General features: G+C 65.6%; 15 protein-coding genes. 10 read left to right on the top strand and 5 right to left on the bottom strand.

From position 1 onward, the window contains the following. Positions 1-103 precede the first annotated feature (103 nt). The gene (gene ychF / locus QN413_RS06010; RefSeq protein ID WP_323495711.1) at positions 104-1195 is read right to left on the bottom strand and encodes a redox-regulated ATPase YchF; all 1092 of its coding nucleotides are present in this window, start codon (positions 1193-1195) and stop codon (positions 104-106) included. 201 nt (positions 1196-1396) lie between these two features. On the opposite strand from ychF, the gene QN413_RS06015 reads away from it, so the two are divergent. Genes QN413_RS06015 through rbsD form a run of 6 tightly spaced genes read left to right on the top strand, consistent with a single transcriptional unit; the run spans position 1397 to position 7347 of the window. Next, positions 1397-2350: a sugar ABC transporter substrate-binding protein gene (locus tag QN413_RS06015; protein ID WP_323495712.1), complete on the top strand. Its 954-nt coding sequence runs from the start codon at positions 1397-1399 to the stop codon at positions 2348-2350. A gap of 7 nt (positions 2351-2357) precedes the next feature. Then, entirely contained in the window at positions 2358-3935 is a 1578-nt protein-coding gene (locus tag QN413_RS06020; RefSeq protein WP_323495713.1) for a sugar ABC transporter ATP-binding protein, read from the top strand. Between the two features lie 19 nt (positions 3936-3954). After that, the gene (locus tag QN413_RS06025; RefSeq protein WP_323495714.1) at positions 3955-4971 is read left to right on the top strand and encodes an ABC transporter permease; all 1017 of its coding nucleotides are present in this window, start codon (positions 3955-3957) and stop codon (positions 4969-4971) included. Between the two features lie 14 nt (positions 4972-4985). Next, positions 4986-6002, top strand: a complete 1017-nt coding sequence (locus tag QN413_RS06030; RefSeq protein ID WP_323495715.1) for a LacI family DNA-binding transcriptional regulator — start codon at positions 4986-4988, stop codon at positions 6000-6002. Continuing rightward, positions 5999-6952 (top strand): ribokinase, encoded by a 954-nt coding sequence (gene rbsK / locus QN413_RS06035; protein ID WP_323495716.1) that lies wholly within the window; start codon positions 5999-6001, stop codon positions 6950-6952. Before QN413_RS06030 ends, rbsK begins: the two co-directional genes overlap by 4 nt. Further along, positions 6949-7347 carry a D-ribose pyranase gene (gene rbsD, locus QN413_RS06040; protein WP_323495717.1) on the top strand — a complete coding sequence of 133 codons (399 nt, stop codon included), beginning with the start codon at positions 6949-6951 and terminating at the stop codon, positions 7345-7347. The genes rbsK and rbsD overlap by 4 nt, the downstream gene beginning before the upstream one ends. Before the next feature lie 21 nt (positions 7348-7368). Here the strand turns inward: rbsD and QN413_RS06045 are convergent, their stop codons facing one another. Beyond that, positions 7369-8292: an MOSC domain-containing protein gene (locus tag QN413_RS06045; RefSeq protein ID WP_323495718.1), complete on the bottom strand. Its 924-nt coding sequence runs from the start codon at positions 8290-8292 to the stop codon at positions 7369-7371. A gap of 90 nt (positions 8293-8382) precedes the next feature. On the opposite strand from QN413_RS06045, the gene QN413_RS06050 reads away from it, so the two are divergent. From QN413_RS06050 to QN413_RS06060, 3 genes are read left to right on the top strand one after another with little or no spacing between them, the layout of a single operon-like run. Beyond that, a complete protein-coding gene (locus QN413_RS06050; RefSeq protein ID WP_323495719.1) occupies positions 8383-9501 on the top strand; it encodes an FAD-dependent monooxygenase in 1119 nt (372 codons plus the stop codon). Between the two features lie 45 nt (positions 9502-9546). Next, positions 9547-10275, top strand: coding sequence for a DsbC family protein (locus QN413_RS06055; RefSeq protein WP_323495720.1), 729 nt, complete (start codon positions 9547-9549; stop codon positions 10273-10275). Beyond that, positions 10275-12107: a peptidase M61 gene (locus QN413_RS06060; protein ID WP_323495721.1), complete on the top strand. Its 1833-nt coding sequence runs from the start codon at positions 10275-10277 to the stop codon at positions 12105-12107. Before QN413_RS06055 ends, QN413_RS06060 begins: the two co-directional genes overlap by 1 nt. A 38-nt stretch (positions 12108-12145) precedes the next feature. On the opposite strand, the gene QN413_RS06065 is transcribed toward QN413_RS06060, so the two are convergent. Next, positions 12146-12610 carry a CopD family protein gene (locus tag QN413_RS06065; protein ID WP_323495722.1) on the bottom strand — a complete coding sequence of 155 codons (465 nt, stop codon included), beginning with the start codon at positions 12608-12610 and terminating at the stop codon, positions 12146-12148. A 125-nt stretch (positions 12611-12735) separates the two neighbouring features. Between QN413_RS06065 and QN413_RS06070 the strand changes: the two genes are divergently transcribed. Next, a complete protein-coding gene (locus QN413_RS06070) occupies positions 12736-13515 on the top strand; it encodes an enoyl-CoA hydratase (RefSeq protein ID WP_323495723.1) in 780 nt (259 codons plus the stop codon). Between the two features lie 39 nt (positions 13516-13554). On the opposite strand, the gene QN413_RS06075 is transcribed toward QN413_RS06070, so the two are convergent. Together QN413_RS06075 and QN413_RS06080 are read right to left on the bottom strand one after the other, a co-directional pair. Continuing rightward, entirely contained in the window at positions 13555-14937 is a 1383-nt protein-coding gene (locus QN413_RS06075) for a hypothetical protein (protein ID WP_323495724.1), read from the bottom strand. Next, a complete protein-coding gene (locus QN413_RS06080; RefSeq protein ID WP_323495725.1) occupies positions 14934-15614 on the bottom strand; it encodes a sigma-70 family RNA polymerase sigma factor in 681 nt (226 codons plus the stop codon). Before QN413_RS06080 ends, QN413_RS06075 begins: the two co-directional genes overlap by 4 nt. Positions 15615-15683 lie beyond the last annotated feature (69 nt).

Raw genomic sequence — 15683 nt, forward strand, 5'->3', positions numbered from 1 at the left:
GGTCGCAACGTGACCTGCGCGGTCTACGCTGTGGACAACACCGTCGTTTGGGGCATGCAACAGGCAGCGGCAAAGTAGCCCTGCCAGTGGCGCTGCAAACGGTTCAGGAGCTGAACAGGAAGTTCATCACGTCGCCATCCTTGACGACGTATTCCTTGCCTTCGCTGCGCATCTTTCCGGCGTCCTTGGAGCCCTGCTCGCCCTTGAAGGCGATGTAGTCGTTGAAGGCGATGGTCTGGGCGCGGATGTAGCCCTTTTCGAAGTCGCCGTGGATCACGCCCGCCGCTTGCGGGCCGGTGTCGCCGATATGAATGGTCCAGGCGCGCACTTCTTTCACGCCGGCGGTGAAATAGGTTTGGAGGCCGAGCAGCTGGTAGGCCGCGCGAATCAGCCGGTTCAGGCCCGGCTCTTCCTGGCCGATTTCGGCGAGGAACATCTTCTTGTCCTCGTCGTCCATCTCGGACAGGTCGGCTTCGATCTTGGCGCAGATGGCCACCACGGGCGCCTTCTGCTTGTCGGCGTATTCACGCAGTCGATCGAGGTACGGATTGTTCTCGAAGCCGTCTTCGGCCACGTTGCCGACGAACATCGCCGGCTTGGCGGTGATGAGCGTGAACGACCTGACCAGCGGTTGCTCGTCTTTCGTGAATTCGAGCGCGCGCACCGGAATGTTTTCGTTCAGGGCGGCCTGGCATTTCTCGAGCAGGGCGACCAGCTTGATGGACTCCTTGTCGCCCGAACGCGCCGTCTTGCCATGGCGATGCAGCGCCTTCTCTACCGTGGCGAGGTCGGCCAGGCACAACTCGGTCTGGATCACTTCGATGTCGGAGATCGGATCGATCTTGCCCGCCACATGAATCACGTTGTCATCGTCGAAGCAGCGCACCACGTTCACCGTGGCGTCGGTTTCGCGAATGTGCGCCAGGAACTTGTTGCCCAGTCCTTCACCGGTGCTCGCGCCGGCCACCAAGCCCGCGATGTCGACGAACTCGACGATGGCCGGAACGATGCGTTCTGGCTTCACGATCTCGCTCAGTTGCGCCAGCCGCGGGTCGGGCACTTCGACCACGCCGACATTCGGCTCGATGGTGCAGAAGGGATAGTTTTCCGCTGCGATGCCGGCCTTGGTCAACGCGTTGAAAAGGGTGGATTTACCGACGTTGGGCAGGCCGACGATGCCGCATTGCAAACTCATGGAGGTCCTCTGGAATCAACCCGCGATTTTAGGCGAGGACCTAGACGCTTCGACGTCGCGCAACTTCCGGCGGATTCCGGGCGCTTCGCATGCAACATAAGGGTAAAACCCGACGCGCAAACGTTTGCGCAAACGTTTGCTTTGGCTACGATCGGAGTCCCGGCAACAGACCGGAGCCCATCCATTTTCAGGAGACATACCGTGAAATTCACTCGCCGCACCATTCAATCCACCGCCGTTCTGGCACTGCTGGGCGCCCTCGCCGCGACGCCTGCGCTCGCACAGGACAAGCCCAAGGTCGCATTGGTCATGAAGTCGCTGGCCAACGAGTTCTTCCAGACCATGGAAGACGGCGCCAAGGCGCATCAAAAAGCACACGCATCCGACTACACGTTGATGGCCAGCGGCATCAAGGACGAAACCGACACCGCCGCCCAGATCAAGATGGTCGAGCAGATGGTGGCGCAGAAAATCAATGCGCTGGTGATCGCCCCGGCCGACTCGAAAGCGCTGGTACCGGTGATCAAGGCGGCCATCGACAAGGGCATCCTCGTCGTCAACATCGACAACCAGCTGGACGCCGCCGCGCTGAAGGAAAAGTCGATCCAGGTGCCCTTCGTCGGCCCCGACAACCGAGCCGGCGCCAAGCTGGTCGGCGACTACCTGGCCAAGAGCCTGAAGGCCGGAGACAAGGTCGGCATCATCGAGGGCGTCTCGACCACGTTCAATGCGCAGCAGCGCACGCTCGGCTACCAGGATGCAATGAAGGCCGCCGGCGCCACCGTTGTCGGCGTGCAATCCGGCCAATGGGAGATCGACAAGGGCAATACCGTGGCGGCCGGCATGATGCGCGAGCATCCCGACCTCAAAGCACTGCTGGTCGGCAACGACAGCATGGCGCTCGGTGCCGTGGCGGCGGTCAAGGCCGCCGGCAAGACCGGCAAGGTGCTGGTCGTCGGCTACGACAACATCGGTGCCATCAAGCCCATGCTCGCCGACGGCCGCGTGTTGGCCACAGCCGACCAGTTCGCAGCGAAGCAGGCGGTGTTCGGGATCGAGACCGCGCTCAAGGCGCTGGCCGCCAAGCAGCCCCAGTCGGCGATGCCCGCCGAGGTCAAGACCGACGTGGTGCTGGTCACCAAGACGACCAAGTAACCACGCCATGCCGCTGGCCGCCGTCGCGCCGCTCCTGACGCTGGAGTCACTGGGAAAGGACTACGCCACGCCCGTGCTCGACGACGTGTCGCTCGCGCTGCACGCGGGTGAGGTGCTGGCACTGACCGGCGAGAACGGTGCCGGCAAGAGCACTTTGTCGAAGATCGTCTGCGGCCTGGTGACCGCGACGCGTGGGACGATGGCCCTGGACGGCAACGTCTTTTCGCCGGCATCGCGGCGCGACGCGGAACGCCAGGGCGTCCGTATGGTGATGCAGGAACTCGGCCTGGTGGCAACGCTGTCCGTCGCCGAGAACCTGCTGCTCGATCGCTTGCCCCATCGCGCCGGCTGGGTCCGACGCAGCGAACTGCACGCACTCGCTGCGCGCCAGTTGGCCAAGATCGGGATGCAGGGCATCGATCCCGGCACGCCGGTCGCGCGCCTGGGCATCGGCCAGCAGCAAATGGTCGAGATCGCACGCAACCTGCAGGACGACACGCGCGTTCTGGTGCTCGACGAACCGACGGCGATGCTGACGCCGCGCGAAACCTCGCACCTGTTCGAGCAAATCGATTTGCTCAAAGCACGTGGCGTCGCCATCGTCTATGTGTCGCATCGATTGGAGGAGCTGCAGCGCATTGCCGACCGGGTCGCCGTGCTGCGTGACGGCCGGCTGGTCGACGTGCGCGCGATGGCGGGTGTCCGTGAATCCGAACTGGTGCAACGCATGGTCGGCCGCGCGGTCCATGAACACGAAGGACGTCCACGCCGCCCGGCCGGTCGGGTGCTGTTGCAGGCGACCGGCCTCGGCCGCGCGCAGACGGTGCGCGACGTCGATCTGACGCTGCATGCCGGCGAAATCATGGGGCTTGCCGGATTGGTCGGCTCGGGCCGAACGGAACTGGTGCGCCTGCTGTTCGGCGCAGACAAGGCCGACCGCGGCGAGATCGCCCTGCACGGCGAGACGCCGGCATCCGGCGGCACAGCGCCGGTGCAGCACATCCGGCCCGGTTGGCGTTCGCCCATGCAGGCCATTCGCGCCGGCATCGGGCTCGTGACCGAGGACCGGAAATCGCAAGGGCTGCTGCTGCCGCAATCGATCCGCGTCAACACGACCTTGAGCGACCTGCGCGCCGTGTCGCGAGGCGGGTGGCTGCAACCGGCCAAGGAACGATCGATCGCACGCCGGCTGGTCGACATGCTGCGCATACGCTCGCGCAGCATCGAACAGCCGGTGGCCACCTTGAGTGGCGGGAATCAGCAGAAGGTGGTGTTCGCGCGCTGGCTCCATCGCGAATGCCGTGTGCTGCTGCTCGACGAGCCGACGCGCGGCGTCGACGTCGGCGCCCGCGCCGACCTGTATACCGAACTCGACCGCATGACCGACGCCGGCAAGGCGTTGTTGATGGTGTCGAGCGATTTGCGCGAGCTGATGGCCATGTGCGATCGCATCGGCGTCATGAGCGCGGGCCGGCTCGTCGCGGTTTTCGAGCGTGGTCAGTGGACCGAACAGTCATTGCTCGCTGCCGCATTCAGCGACACGACGGCCAAGTCCGTCACACAACCTTCCAGCCTGCCGGCTTGACCGGTCTTGCCCCAACGCCATGAACCCGACTGCAGCCAAACCCGTTTCTGCGCCTGACGCGCAGCCCGCCGCCACGGAAGCGACCCGCGGCGCCACGCTGCGCGGCCAGCTCGGCACCTACCTCGGCCTCGCTGCGGTGCTGGTCGGCATGGTCGCCCTGTTCGGCAGCCTGAGCGAGTATTTCCTGACACGCGAAACCTTCATCACCATCGCCAACGAAATACCGGCATTGCTCGTGATGGCGGTGGGGATGACCTTCGTGCTCATCATCGCGGGCATCGACCTGTCGGTCGGCTCGGTGCTGGCGCTGAGTGCTGCGATCACCACCGCGGCGATCCTGCAATGGCACTGGCCCGTTCCGGCCGCTGCGGCGCTGGGGCTCTTCGCCGGTCTGGCCTGCGGCGCGGTCACCGGCTCGGTCTCGGTCGCTTGGCGGTTGCCGTCGTTCATCGTCTCGCTCGGCATGCTCGAAGCGGTCCGCGGCGGCGCCTATCTGGTCACCAACTCGCGCACCCAGTACGTCGGCGATGCGATCTCAGGGCTCGCGGCTCCCTGGATCGGCGGCATCTCGGCGGCGTTCGTGATAGCGGTGGTGCTGGTCGCGATCGCACAGGCGGTGCTGACGCGGACCGTGTTCGGTCGCTACGTGGTCGGCATCGGCACCAATGAAGAGGCGATGCGGCTGGCAGGCATCGACCCGCGGCCGATCCGAATCACCGTGTTTGCACTCACAGGCTTGCTCGCAGGTCTGGCGGGGCTGATGCAGTCGGCCCGCCTCGAGGCCGCCGATCCGAACGCCGGCGTCGGCATCGAGCTGCAGGTGATCGCCGCCGTGGTCATCGGCGGCACCAGCCTGATGGGCGGTCGGGGCTCGGTGGTCAACACCTTCTTCGGCGTGCTCATCATTGCGGTGCTCGAGGCCGGGCTGGCCCAGGTGGGCGCCAGCGAGCCGAGCAAACGCATCGTGACCGGCTGCGTGATCGTGGTCGCCGTCATCATCGATACGCTGCGCCAGCGCCGCGCCGGTGCGGTCTGACGGCAGAAACGACCATGGCCACCATCAGAGACGTTGCGCTGCACGCCGGGGTATCGATCACCACGGTGTCGCACGTGCTGAACGACACTCGCCACGTCAGCGAGCAAGGCCGCGAACGCGTGCAGGCCGCCATACGCGCGCTGGGGTATGTGCCGAGCGCCGTGGCGCGCAGCCTGAAAAGCAACACCACCTCCACCCTGGGGATGCTGATCCCGAACAGCTCCAACCCGTACTTCGCCGAGATCGTGCGCATCGTCGAAGACCGCTGCTTCGCCGCCGGCTACACGCTGATTCTCTGCAACACCGACGATGAGCCGCATCGGCAGAGCGTGTACATCAAGGTGCTGGCCGAGCGCCGTATCGACGGCCTGATCGTGGTGTCCACCGGAGACGACGATTCGCTGGTCACCCAACTGCGCGGCATCAGGTTGCCGATCGTGCTGGTCGATCGCGAGATCGCCGATCCGACGTGCGACCTCGTCGAGACCGCACACATGCAGGGCGGGTTGCTCGCCGTGCGGCATTTGCTGTCGCTCGGCCATCGGCAGATTGCCTGCATAGGCGGCCCAGCCGGCGTGATGCCGAGCGAGCAGCGCATCGAGGGTTGGCGCATGGCGCTGGCGGAGAGCGGTGCGGCGCCCGGCGCCACCACGCTGTTGTGGCGCGGCGGCTTCACCAGCCAAGGCGGCTATGAGGCGATGCATGCGATCCTGCGCACCGACCAGCCCCCTTCCGCTGTCTTCGCGTGCAACGACCTGATGGCGATCGGCGCGTTGCGCGCCGCGCACGAGACCGGCGTCCGGGTACCGGACGAACTGTCGATCGTCGGCTTCGACGACATCGAACTGTCGGGCTACACCAGCCCGCCGCTTACCACCGTCGCCCAACCCAAGGATCACATCGGCGCACTGGCGGTGGACATGCTGCTGGAGCGCGTCAGCCAGCGCCGGCAGGAGCCACGCAAGGTGGTGCTGCAACCCGAGTTGCGCGTGCGCGCATCGACGGCCAGGATGCTTGCAGGCCCGCAATGAATCCGACCTCATCCTCAGCACCGCCGCGCATCGTCGTGCTGGGCAGTCTCAATATGGACCTGGTGGTGCGGGTACCGCACGCGCCCGCAGCAGGCGAGACGCTGCAGGGCCATTCGATCCACAGCATTCCCGGTGGCAAAGGCGGCAATCAGGCAGTGAGTTGCGCGCGTCAGGGTGCGCTTGTCAGCCTGGTCGGCTGCGTCGGTGCCGACGCGAACGGCGAGGCGTTGCGCCAGGCGCTGCAGCAGGACGGCATCGACACCTCGGCGGTCGCCACCGATGCCTCGGCGCCCACCGGCACCGCACTGGTCATGGTCGAGGACACGGGCCAGAATCGCATCGTGGTGATTGCCGGCGCCAACGCGCGTGTGGAAATCGACGACGTGGCGCTGGCAGCACGGCTGCACGGTACGGCGTTCCTCATTGCACAGTTCGAAACCCCCATTGCGCAAGTCGCGCGTGCGATGACTGCGGCCCATCGCGCCGGCTGCCGCGTGCTGCTCAACCCGTCGCCGGTGCAACCGATCGATGACGCGCTGTGGCCGCTGATCGACACACTGGTGGTCAACGAGGTCGAGGCGCAAACGCTTTCGGGCCGACTGGTCGAGAGCCCGCGCGATGCCGCCATGGCTGGCGAGTCGATGCGTGCACGCGGCGTTGCACGCGTGGTGGTCACGCTGGGCGCCAGCGGCGCCGTGGCCGTCGATGCGGACGGTGCGCGCCACCATCCGACACTCCCCGTGGAGACGGTCGACACCACCGCAGCCGGCGACACTTTTCTAGGTGCGCTGGCGGTAACTCTCGCCTCCGGCGCGTCACTGGACGAGGGCGTTAGCCTGGGCATCCGGGCCGCAGCGCTGTGCATCACGCAGCCCGGCGCTCAACCTTCCATCCCGCTGCGCAGCGCCGTGTTGCGCAGTGCCTTGCCACCCGCCTGGACACCACTTTGAAACGCACTTTGCTACTCCATCCCGAACTGTCGCAATCGATCGCCCGCCTGGGTCACGGCGACATGGTCGTACTCGCCGACGCCGGTCTGCCGATTCCCGATGGCCCGCGCCGCATCGACCTCGCGGTCACACCGGGCGTGCCCCGACTCGCCGACGTGCTCAGGGCCGTGCTGTCGGAGATGCAGGTTGAGCGCGCCATGATCGCGCGGGAAGCGATCGACGCCGGTGCAGGCCACGTGCTGCCAGCCTGGTGTGCCGGTCAGTTGGCCATCGCGCCCGAAATGATCTCGCACGAGGAGCTCAAGCGCTTGTGCGCGCGCGCCAAGGTGGTGGTGCGCACGGGCGAGTGCACGCCTTACGCCAACATCGTGTTGTGTGCCGGAGTGACGTTCTGAGGAGTCGAGGCTGCGCCCGACCTATCCGAAGACGTAGTTGGCACCGACCGGCTGGCCCACTTTCAGCACCTGCTCGGCGCCCTCGGTCCCGCCCTGCAGCACGATGCAGTTCATGCCGAAAGTGATGGCGCCGTCGACCCGGTCGTTTTGCCGGTAGGTCGATAGCGTGTCGCCAACCTCGTGCGTCGACACGGCGGTGGCGGGGTCGATGTCCGGAATGGGACAGCGCGGGCACGGCTTCGCGGGCTGCAGCAAGGCCCGTGCGTCGGGTGCGGTAGCGACATGGAAAGTGTCGACCCGGTCTTCGTCCTGCGCCTCGATGCCGGCCAGCACGATGTTCGGGCGGAATCGCTCCATGCCGACCGCGCCATGCCCGGCGGCCACCAGCTTCTCGTTCAGTTCGGCAAGCGATGCTTCGCTGGTGATCAGCAGCGGGAAGCCGTCGGCGAACTGGTTGGTCGCTTCCACGCCTCGGGTCCACTTCATGTTCGACAGGCGCTTTTGCTCGGGGTCGAAGCGGACCATCCTGAGTTGCCGGGGCTTGCCGGGCTCCGACAGGAAGTCGCTGAACCACTGCGCGGCGATATCACCCATGTCGTAGGCGGCCACCTCGTCGTTCCAGACCGTGACCCGCACCGGACCTTCGACCCGATCGAATGCGATGTGGAGTGCCAGCATTCCGGGGGCGCGAAGCACCATTTCCATCTGCTTCATCTGCGGCCTGACGAGCGCCATCCGCGGCAGCTCGCGCTGTGTGACGAACACACCGGCGGCATCGACCACCATCCAGGCGCGGTCGAATTCAAGTCCCGCTTCGGTAAGCAGGACTTCGGGGAGTTCGACGCCGGCACAGGATTTGATCGGATAGACGAACAGGCGCGAGATGGTGGCGCGAACGTCGAAAGCCGCCAGGTCGGCAAGCGGAGCGGCGTTGGGTGAAGTCACGGCGGTTTCCTTGAAAACGTCACGAAAAGACGCGAATCTGCGATTGTCCCGCAGCGCACGGCAGCGGGAGGCAACTCCTACAATCCGCCGATGTCTCTTCCCCCCGAAGTCTGTATTCGCGGCGCCGGCATCGTCGGCCGCACGCTGGCGCTGTTGCTGGCGCGCGAACGCGTCAGGGTGGCGCTCGTGGCGCCGCAACTGCCGAACCCGCACGAAGACGTGCGCGCCTATGCGCTCAATGCCGCTTCCCGGACCTTGCTCGAAGAACTCCGCGCCTGGCCCGATGCGCAGCACGCGACCCAGGTCCGCGAGATGCAGGTCAACGGCGACGGGGGTGGTCGCGTGCAGTTCAGCGCCCCGAGCCAAAAGGTCGATGCGCTGGCCTGGATCGTCGACGTGCCGGCGCTGGAACGCCAGCTGAGCGATGCGGTCCGCTTTCAGCCACGCATCGACATCGTGGCCGAGCCGGTGGCGGCAGCGCTCACGGTGGTGTGCGAGGGCAAGGTCAGCACGACACGTGACGCACTCGGCGTGAGATATGAGGTCACGCGCTACCCGCAACACGCGATCGCCGCGCGACTCGAAGCCGAACAACCGCACGGGGAGATCGCCCGCCAGTGGTTCGACGACCGCGGCGAGGTGCTGGCATTGCTTCCGGTCGGCGGCCCCGGTAGTCGCTCGCTGGCGCTGGTATGGTCGGTCGACCAACTGCGCGCGCCGGCGTTGCTGGCCCTGAGCGCAGACGACTTCGCCATGGCGGTGCGCGAAGCCAGTCAAGACGCGTTGGGTGCTTTGACGCTCACGAGCGAGCGTGCCGCCTGGCCCCTGCAGCGCGCCATCGCCGATCGCTGGAGCGGCACGATGGCCGACGGCAAGGCATGGGCGCTGGCGGGTGACGCGGCGCACACGGTGCATCCGCTCGCGGGCCAGGGGCTCAATCTCGGCCTGGCCGATGCGGCCGAACTGGCCTCGGTATTGAAGGGCCGCGAGTATTGGCGGGGCGTCGGCGATGCGCGTCTGCTGCGCCGCTACGAACGTGCCCGTCGCACCGACGTGCTCTCGATGAGCCTCGCGACCGACGCGCTGCAGCAACTCTTCGCGCATCGCACCGAGCCGCTGCCGGCACTGCGCAACTGGGGCATGCGTGGATTCGATCGCACGCGGTTCGTCAAACAGTGGATAGCCCGGCAGGCAATGGGCCTTCCCTGACGCCTTCCGGCATCACACTCACTCAACGATTTAAACGGTTCTCTCATGAAACTCGCTTGCAAACTTCTTGCCGTCTTCGGCTTCGGGGCTGCCCTGCTCACCAGCTTCAATGCGCTGGCCGGCGAAGCCGAAATCCGAAAGAACCTCGCGGCGCGCATTCCGCAGTTCGCGAAGATCGACGAGGTTTCCAAATCGCCGATGTCCGGCGTGTACGAAGTCCGCATCAACGGCGCCGAAATCTTCTACACCGATGAGCAGGGCAACTACCTGCTTCAAGGCAATCTCATCGATGTGAAGGCGCGCAAGAACCTGACCGAAGCGCGGGTCGAAAAGCTCAGCGAGGTCGCATTCGACAAGCTGCCCGTAAACGACGCTTTCAAGATCGTGCGCGGCAACGGCAAGCGCAAGCTCGCAGTTTTCGAAGATCCCAACTGCGGCTACTGCAAGCACTTCGAGCGTGACCTGAAAACGGTCGACAACGTGACGGTCTATCTCTTCCTGTACCCGGTGCTCGGTGCGGATTCGACTGCCAAGGCGCGCAATATCTGGTGCGCCAAAGACAAGGCCAAAAGCTGGAACGACTGGATGTCGAGCGAGGTCAAGCCCGATGCGGCCAGCACCGATTGCGATGTCGCCGCCGTACAACGTAATGTCGAATTCGGCCGCAAGTACAACATCACCGGCACGCCGACGTTGATCTTCAGCGACGGCTCGCGCGCACCGGGGGCCATTCCTGCAGCGCAGGTCGAGCAGAAACTCAGCGCAGCCAACTGATGGGCGCTCCCCGGAGCGCGGCAACCGCAACCGCAACCGCAACTGCAGCGGCCATTCACTATCGCGTCGAATGCGCCGACCGCAATGCGCATCTGTTTGCGGTCACCCTCACCATCGATCGGCCAGCACCGCATCAACGCGTGTCGCTACCGGTGTGGATTCCGGGCAGCTATCTGGTTCGTGAGTTCGCCAAGAACCTGCAAGGCCTCAACGCGAAGCAAGGTCGCCGCAACATCGGCATCGCGCAACTCGACAAGTGCACATGGGAAGTCGATTGCACGCCTGGTCAGCCATTGGTGCTTCGCTATGAAGTGTGTGCATACGACAACTCGGTGCGCACCGCGTGGCTCGACGTCGACCGCGGCTTCTTCAACGGCACGAGCCTGTGCCTGCGGGTCGATGCCCAGACCGATACGCCGCATGCGATCGAAGTCCTCGCGCCCAAACTTTTGCCTGGACATGCGCGTTGGTCTTGCGTGACCGCGCTGGTCGGCGCAACGGTCGACAAGCAGGGCTTCGGCACTTACGAGGCTGCCGACTACGACGAACTGGCCGACTGCCCCTTCGAAATGGGCGCGTTCTGGAGCGGCGAGTTCGAAGCCTGCGGCGTGCCGCACCGCTTCGTCGTCGCCGGTGCGACAGCGTCGTTCGACAGCGAACGGCTCATCGCGGACACCAAAGCCATCTGCGAAACCGAGATGCGTTTCTGGCACGGCGACAAGGTCGGCAAGCGCGGTGGCACGAAGCTCCCGTTCAACCGCTACGTCTTCATGCTGAACGCGGTCGACGATGGTTATGGCGGCCTCGAACACCGGCACTCAACCGCTCTGATCTGCACGCGCCGCGATCTGCCGCAACTCGGCGCGAAGAAGCAGCCCGAGGGCTACACCACGTTGATGGGACTCATCAGCCACGAGTACTTTCACACCTGGAATGTGAAGCGCATGCGCCCCGCCGAGTTCGCGCGCTACGACTACACCCGCGAAAACCACACGCAGTTGCTGTGGCTCTTCGAAGGTTTCACCAGCTACTACGACGACCTGCTGCTGCGCCGTGCCGGCCGCATCGACGACACGACCTATCTGCGCCTCATCAACAAGACCATCAACCAGGTCATGCAGACGCCGGGCCGGCTGGTTCAGTCGGTCGCGGACGCCAGTTTCGACGCCTGGGTCAAGTACTACCGGCAGGACGAGCAGACACCCAATGGCACGGTCAGCTACTACACCAAGGGCGCGCTGGTCGCGATGTGCTTCGACCTGACGCTGCGCAGCGAAGGCAAGGGCACGCTCGACGACGTGATGCGTTCGTTGTGGACGAAAAGTGCTGGCGGCCCGATCGAAGAAGCCGATGTGGCAAAAGCGCTCGAATCAGTGGGCGGCCGTTCGTATGCAAGCGAGATCGCGCAATGGGTGCACTCGACCGACGAGCTGCCGTTGTCGGGCTTGCTGCGCGCACACGGCATCGCCACGCTCGATGACCCGGCGCAGCGCGCGCAGGAACTCGGCCTGCGCGTGACGGAGACCAACGGCAGCGTGCAGGTCAAGGTGGTGCTGCGCGGCGGCGCTGCAGAAGCCGCCGGCTTCGCGGCGCACGACGAATGGATCGGTATCGAATTGCCGACGCGCAAAGGGCAGCCGACGCAGGCCTGGCGCATCACGAAGATCGAAGACCTGGCGCTCTACCTCGGGCCGCAGAAAAAGATGATCGCCATCGTCGCGCGTGACCGTCGCCTGCTGCGTCTGCCGCTCACGCTGCCGACAGGCGTGACGACATGGCGCCTCTTCGCCAAAGATGCCGCGTTGACGACGAAGTGGCTGACCGGAAGCTAGGCGAACCGTCGACTTGAGTCGACCATGGCCAGCGTCGCCTACAAAACGCGGCCGACCACCGCGATCACGAACACGAGCACGCCCAGCGCGAGGTTGATCGCGACGAGCATGCGGATGGTGGCAAGCGCCTTGCCGGCGGCCGGCCAATCGCGTGACGCCACGAAACGCACCAGCTTCGGAAACCCGGCGAAGCGGATGTGGCCGTACATCGCCATCATCACCAGCCCCAACGCCAGCATCGCGTGAACGCTCCAGTGCACCCGCGCGAAACCACCGGCCATGGCGACCATCGCGAAACCGGTGAGCAGCAACAACACGATCGCGCCACCGACCCAGCCCAGAAAACGTCCGAGCGCTGCCGCCATGAACGGCAAGCGCAGCGGTGGTTCCAGCACGGCGACAGCGGCAGGACGGACGGCGAAGTGCATCGTCGCCATGCCGCCGACCCAAAACGCGGCGGCGAGCAGATGCACGCAAAGAAGGGAAGAGATAAGCAGGTTCATCGTGGTCGGTCTTGGTTGCCGGAGTGGTCTGGCAGTGTCGCATCCAACGCACGTGTTCGCAGAGGCTTCGCTATAGTGACCCGCAGCCTTTTCCCCGAAACTTTTTCATCGCCAACGGAGACACCATGAGCTACGAAAACATCGAAGTCCGCACCGAAGCCGGCAAGGTCGGCATCGTCACGCTGAACCGCCCCAAAGCCCTCAACGCACTCAACGACGCGCTCATGACCGAGCTCGGCGCGGCGCTCAAGGCGTTCGACGCCGACGAAGCCATCGGCTGCATGATCATCACCGGCAGCGAGCGAGCGTTCGCGGCCGGCGCCGACATCGGCGCCATGGCCAAATTCAGTTTCGTGGACGCCTACAAGAGCGACTACATCACGCGCAATTGGGAAACCATCCGCACCATCCGCAAGCCGGTGATCGCGGCAGTGAGCGGCTTTGCACTCGGCGGTGGCTGCGAGCTCGCGATGATGTGCGACTTCATCATCGCGGCCGACAACGCCAAGTTCGGTCAGCCTGAAATCAAGCTGGGTGTGATTCCCGGCGCGGGCGGCACGCAGCGTCTGCCGCGGGCGGTCGGCAAGAGCAAGGCGATGGACATGGCACTGACCGGCCGCATGATGGACGCGACCGAAGCCGAGCGCGCCGGGCTGGTAAGCCGCATCGTGCCGTTCGACAAGCTGGCCGACGAAGCACTCGGCGCCGCGTTGGTCATCGCCGATTTCTCGCAGATCGCGGTGATGGCAGCCAAGGAATCGGTCAATCGTGCTTTCGAGAGCGGGCTGTCGGATGGCGTGATGTTCGAGCGCCGGCTGTTCCATGCGCTGTTCGCGACGAACGATCAGAAAGAAGGCATGGACGCCTTCGTCGGCAAGCGCAAGGCCGACTTCAAGAACGCCTGAAGTCGGTACCGCCCGCGCCCTAAGGCAGTGCTCCGCCGCTTACCGCGGGGCTTCCGCTGATGTCGCACCGGGCGGTGACCCTGCCGCAGGAGCAGCAGGAGGTGCCGGATCGGCTCGCGGCGCTGGCGCAACCGCCTCCGCTAATGAGCGCACCAATGCCGCGAGCGACCCTGCCGACGGCGCACCCGTGGCCGGTGGCGCTGTACCTTCACGCCAACGCACCTGCTCTCGGGCGAGTTCGAGCACCGCCAATACTTTGCCGTCACGTTCGAACGTCAGCCGCCACTCGGCCCCGCCAACGAATCGCTGCGCGCCCACGGCAGTGATCGCCGCAGAGCCGATCAGCGGCAGCAATTCACGTCCTTCGGCGCGCGACAGGCTGCGCGTTTCGCCACCGCTTTGCGCGATGGTGAGCCGCGTCCACTGCGACAGCGCGGCGAAGGTCGGCGGGTCGGTGGCTTCGGTGCGTACCGTCGATGTCGGTGCGGCTTTGACCGCGCGTGCGGGAGGCGCTGCGGCGGCACCGGGCGTACCGGGCAGCCCGGGTGCTGCTGCACCGGCAGGCGGTGAGGCGCCTGCCGCCGGCTGATCGGCGGCGCTGGAATCCCGTGACTTCGCGGCAGAGGCAGGTGTTGCTGTTGGTGCAATGGATTGCGCCGGTGCCGTCGGTATCGGCTCCAGCTTGAGCACTGCGCGCGGCGGCGCTTGCTCGGCCTCCGCGCGCTTCGACGAACTCTCAAGGTCGGCCGCAGCCGCCTTCGGCTCGCGAGCCCGCACCGGTACCGGTGCCGGTGCCGGTGCCGGTGCCGGCAAAGCTTCGACTTTGGGTGGCGCAACGACTGCAGGCGCAGGCTCGGAAATCGCTGGTGGCGCAGGCGTAGCAGTTGCTGCGGCCGTCTCGGTCGACGTGCCTGGCGTTGGGGCCGGAACAGACGTCGTCGAAGGCTCCTGAGGCGCCTCGACCGGGGGTAGCGCGGGCGCTGCGTTGCGAGGCTCCAGTCCCGGCATCGGCGTGGTGTCTATGGGCTCCGGTGGAAGCGTGTTTGCAGCTTCGCGGGCCGTCGGCGCCGCACTCGACTTCGCCTCGCTGTCGAGCCGCGCTTCGGGCACCGGCTCGTGCTGCCACAGTGCGGTCACGATGACCCCAACAAGCACGGTCGCAAAAGCAGCGTTCCATGGCATGCGGCTGCGACCGCTTTCGCCACCGATACCCAGCAGGCGCTTCCACAGCGGAACCATCGGCGCCAGCGAAATGTCTTCGTCGCGCGGCTCGACCGCCTCCCGCGCGCGCTGCTGAATGGTCCGGCGAATCCGCCAGTCCGGCGCGACAGCGGCATCGGGAGCGTTCTGCAGCGCACGCCGGAGCACCGGATCATCGAACTCGTCGGGGAAGGCCACATTGCCCATCGGTTCGTCGCTCATTTGCGAACCCTCAGCACGGACAAGTAGCGCTCCATGCACTCCCGCAATTTCTTGATGCCATAGCGCAATCGACTCTTCACCGTTTCGAAGTGCGTGTCTAGCGCATCGGCCAGCGCCTCGACCGTGAAGCCATCTTCGTGATGCAACAAAAACGCAGCGCGTTGATCGTCGGGCAACTCATCCAGGCAGGCCAGCAGACGCCGGCCCGCAGCGCGCCAGAAAGCGATTTCTTCGGCCGACGGATGGGCCGCATCGGACGGCGACGCACCTTCGTTCAGCAAGCCGCGGCTGAACAGCCGTCCGGCTTCGAGGCCATCGCCGTCTTCGTCGTGGGCATAGAACTGCACCTCGCGTCCGCTCACGCGCAAGCGGTCCATCGCGAGGTTGTGGGCGATGGTGAAGGCCCAGGTACGCCACGCCGCGCCTTGCGGAGAAAAGCTGGCGCGCGCCGTCACTATGCGCAGCCACGTGTCCTGAAACACCTCGTCGACCTCGGCCGACAAACGCAACCCAAGCAAGCGCTTGACGAAGCGATACAGTGCGTTTTCATGACGTGCATAGAGCATGTCGAAAGCGGCCGCGTCGCCTGCCGCATAGGCGAGCATCAATTGATCGTCCCCCATCGCGTCGGGGGTGGACGGTGTAGCGGGGTCCGCTTCGAGGGTGGGAGCGAGCATCGGGCGATTTTCACCTGAGCTTGTACGGACGGCGATGCCGTTCGGGGTCGATTGTCGAAGAGTTCACGA

Source organism: Variovorax sp. LG9.2, from assembly GCF_035018885.1.
Classification (GTDB): domain Bacteria; phylum Pseudomonadota; class Gammaproteobacteria; order Burkholderiales; family Burkholderiaceae_C; genus Variovorax.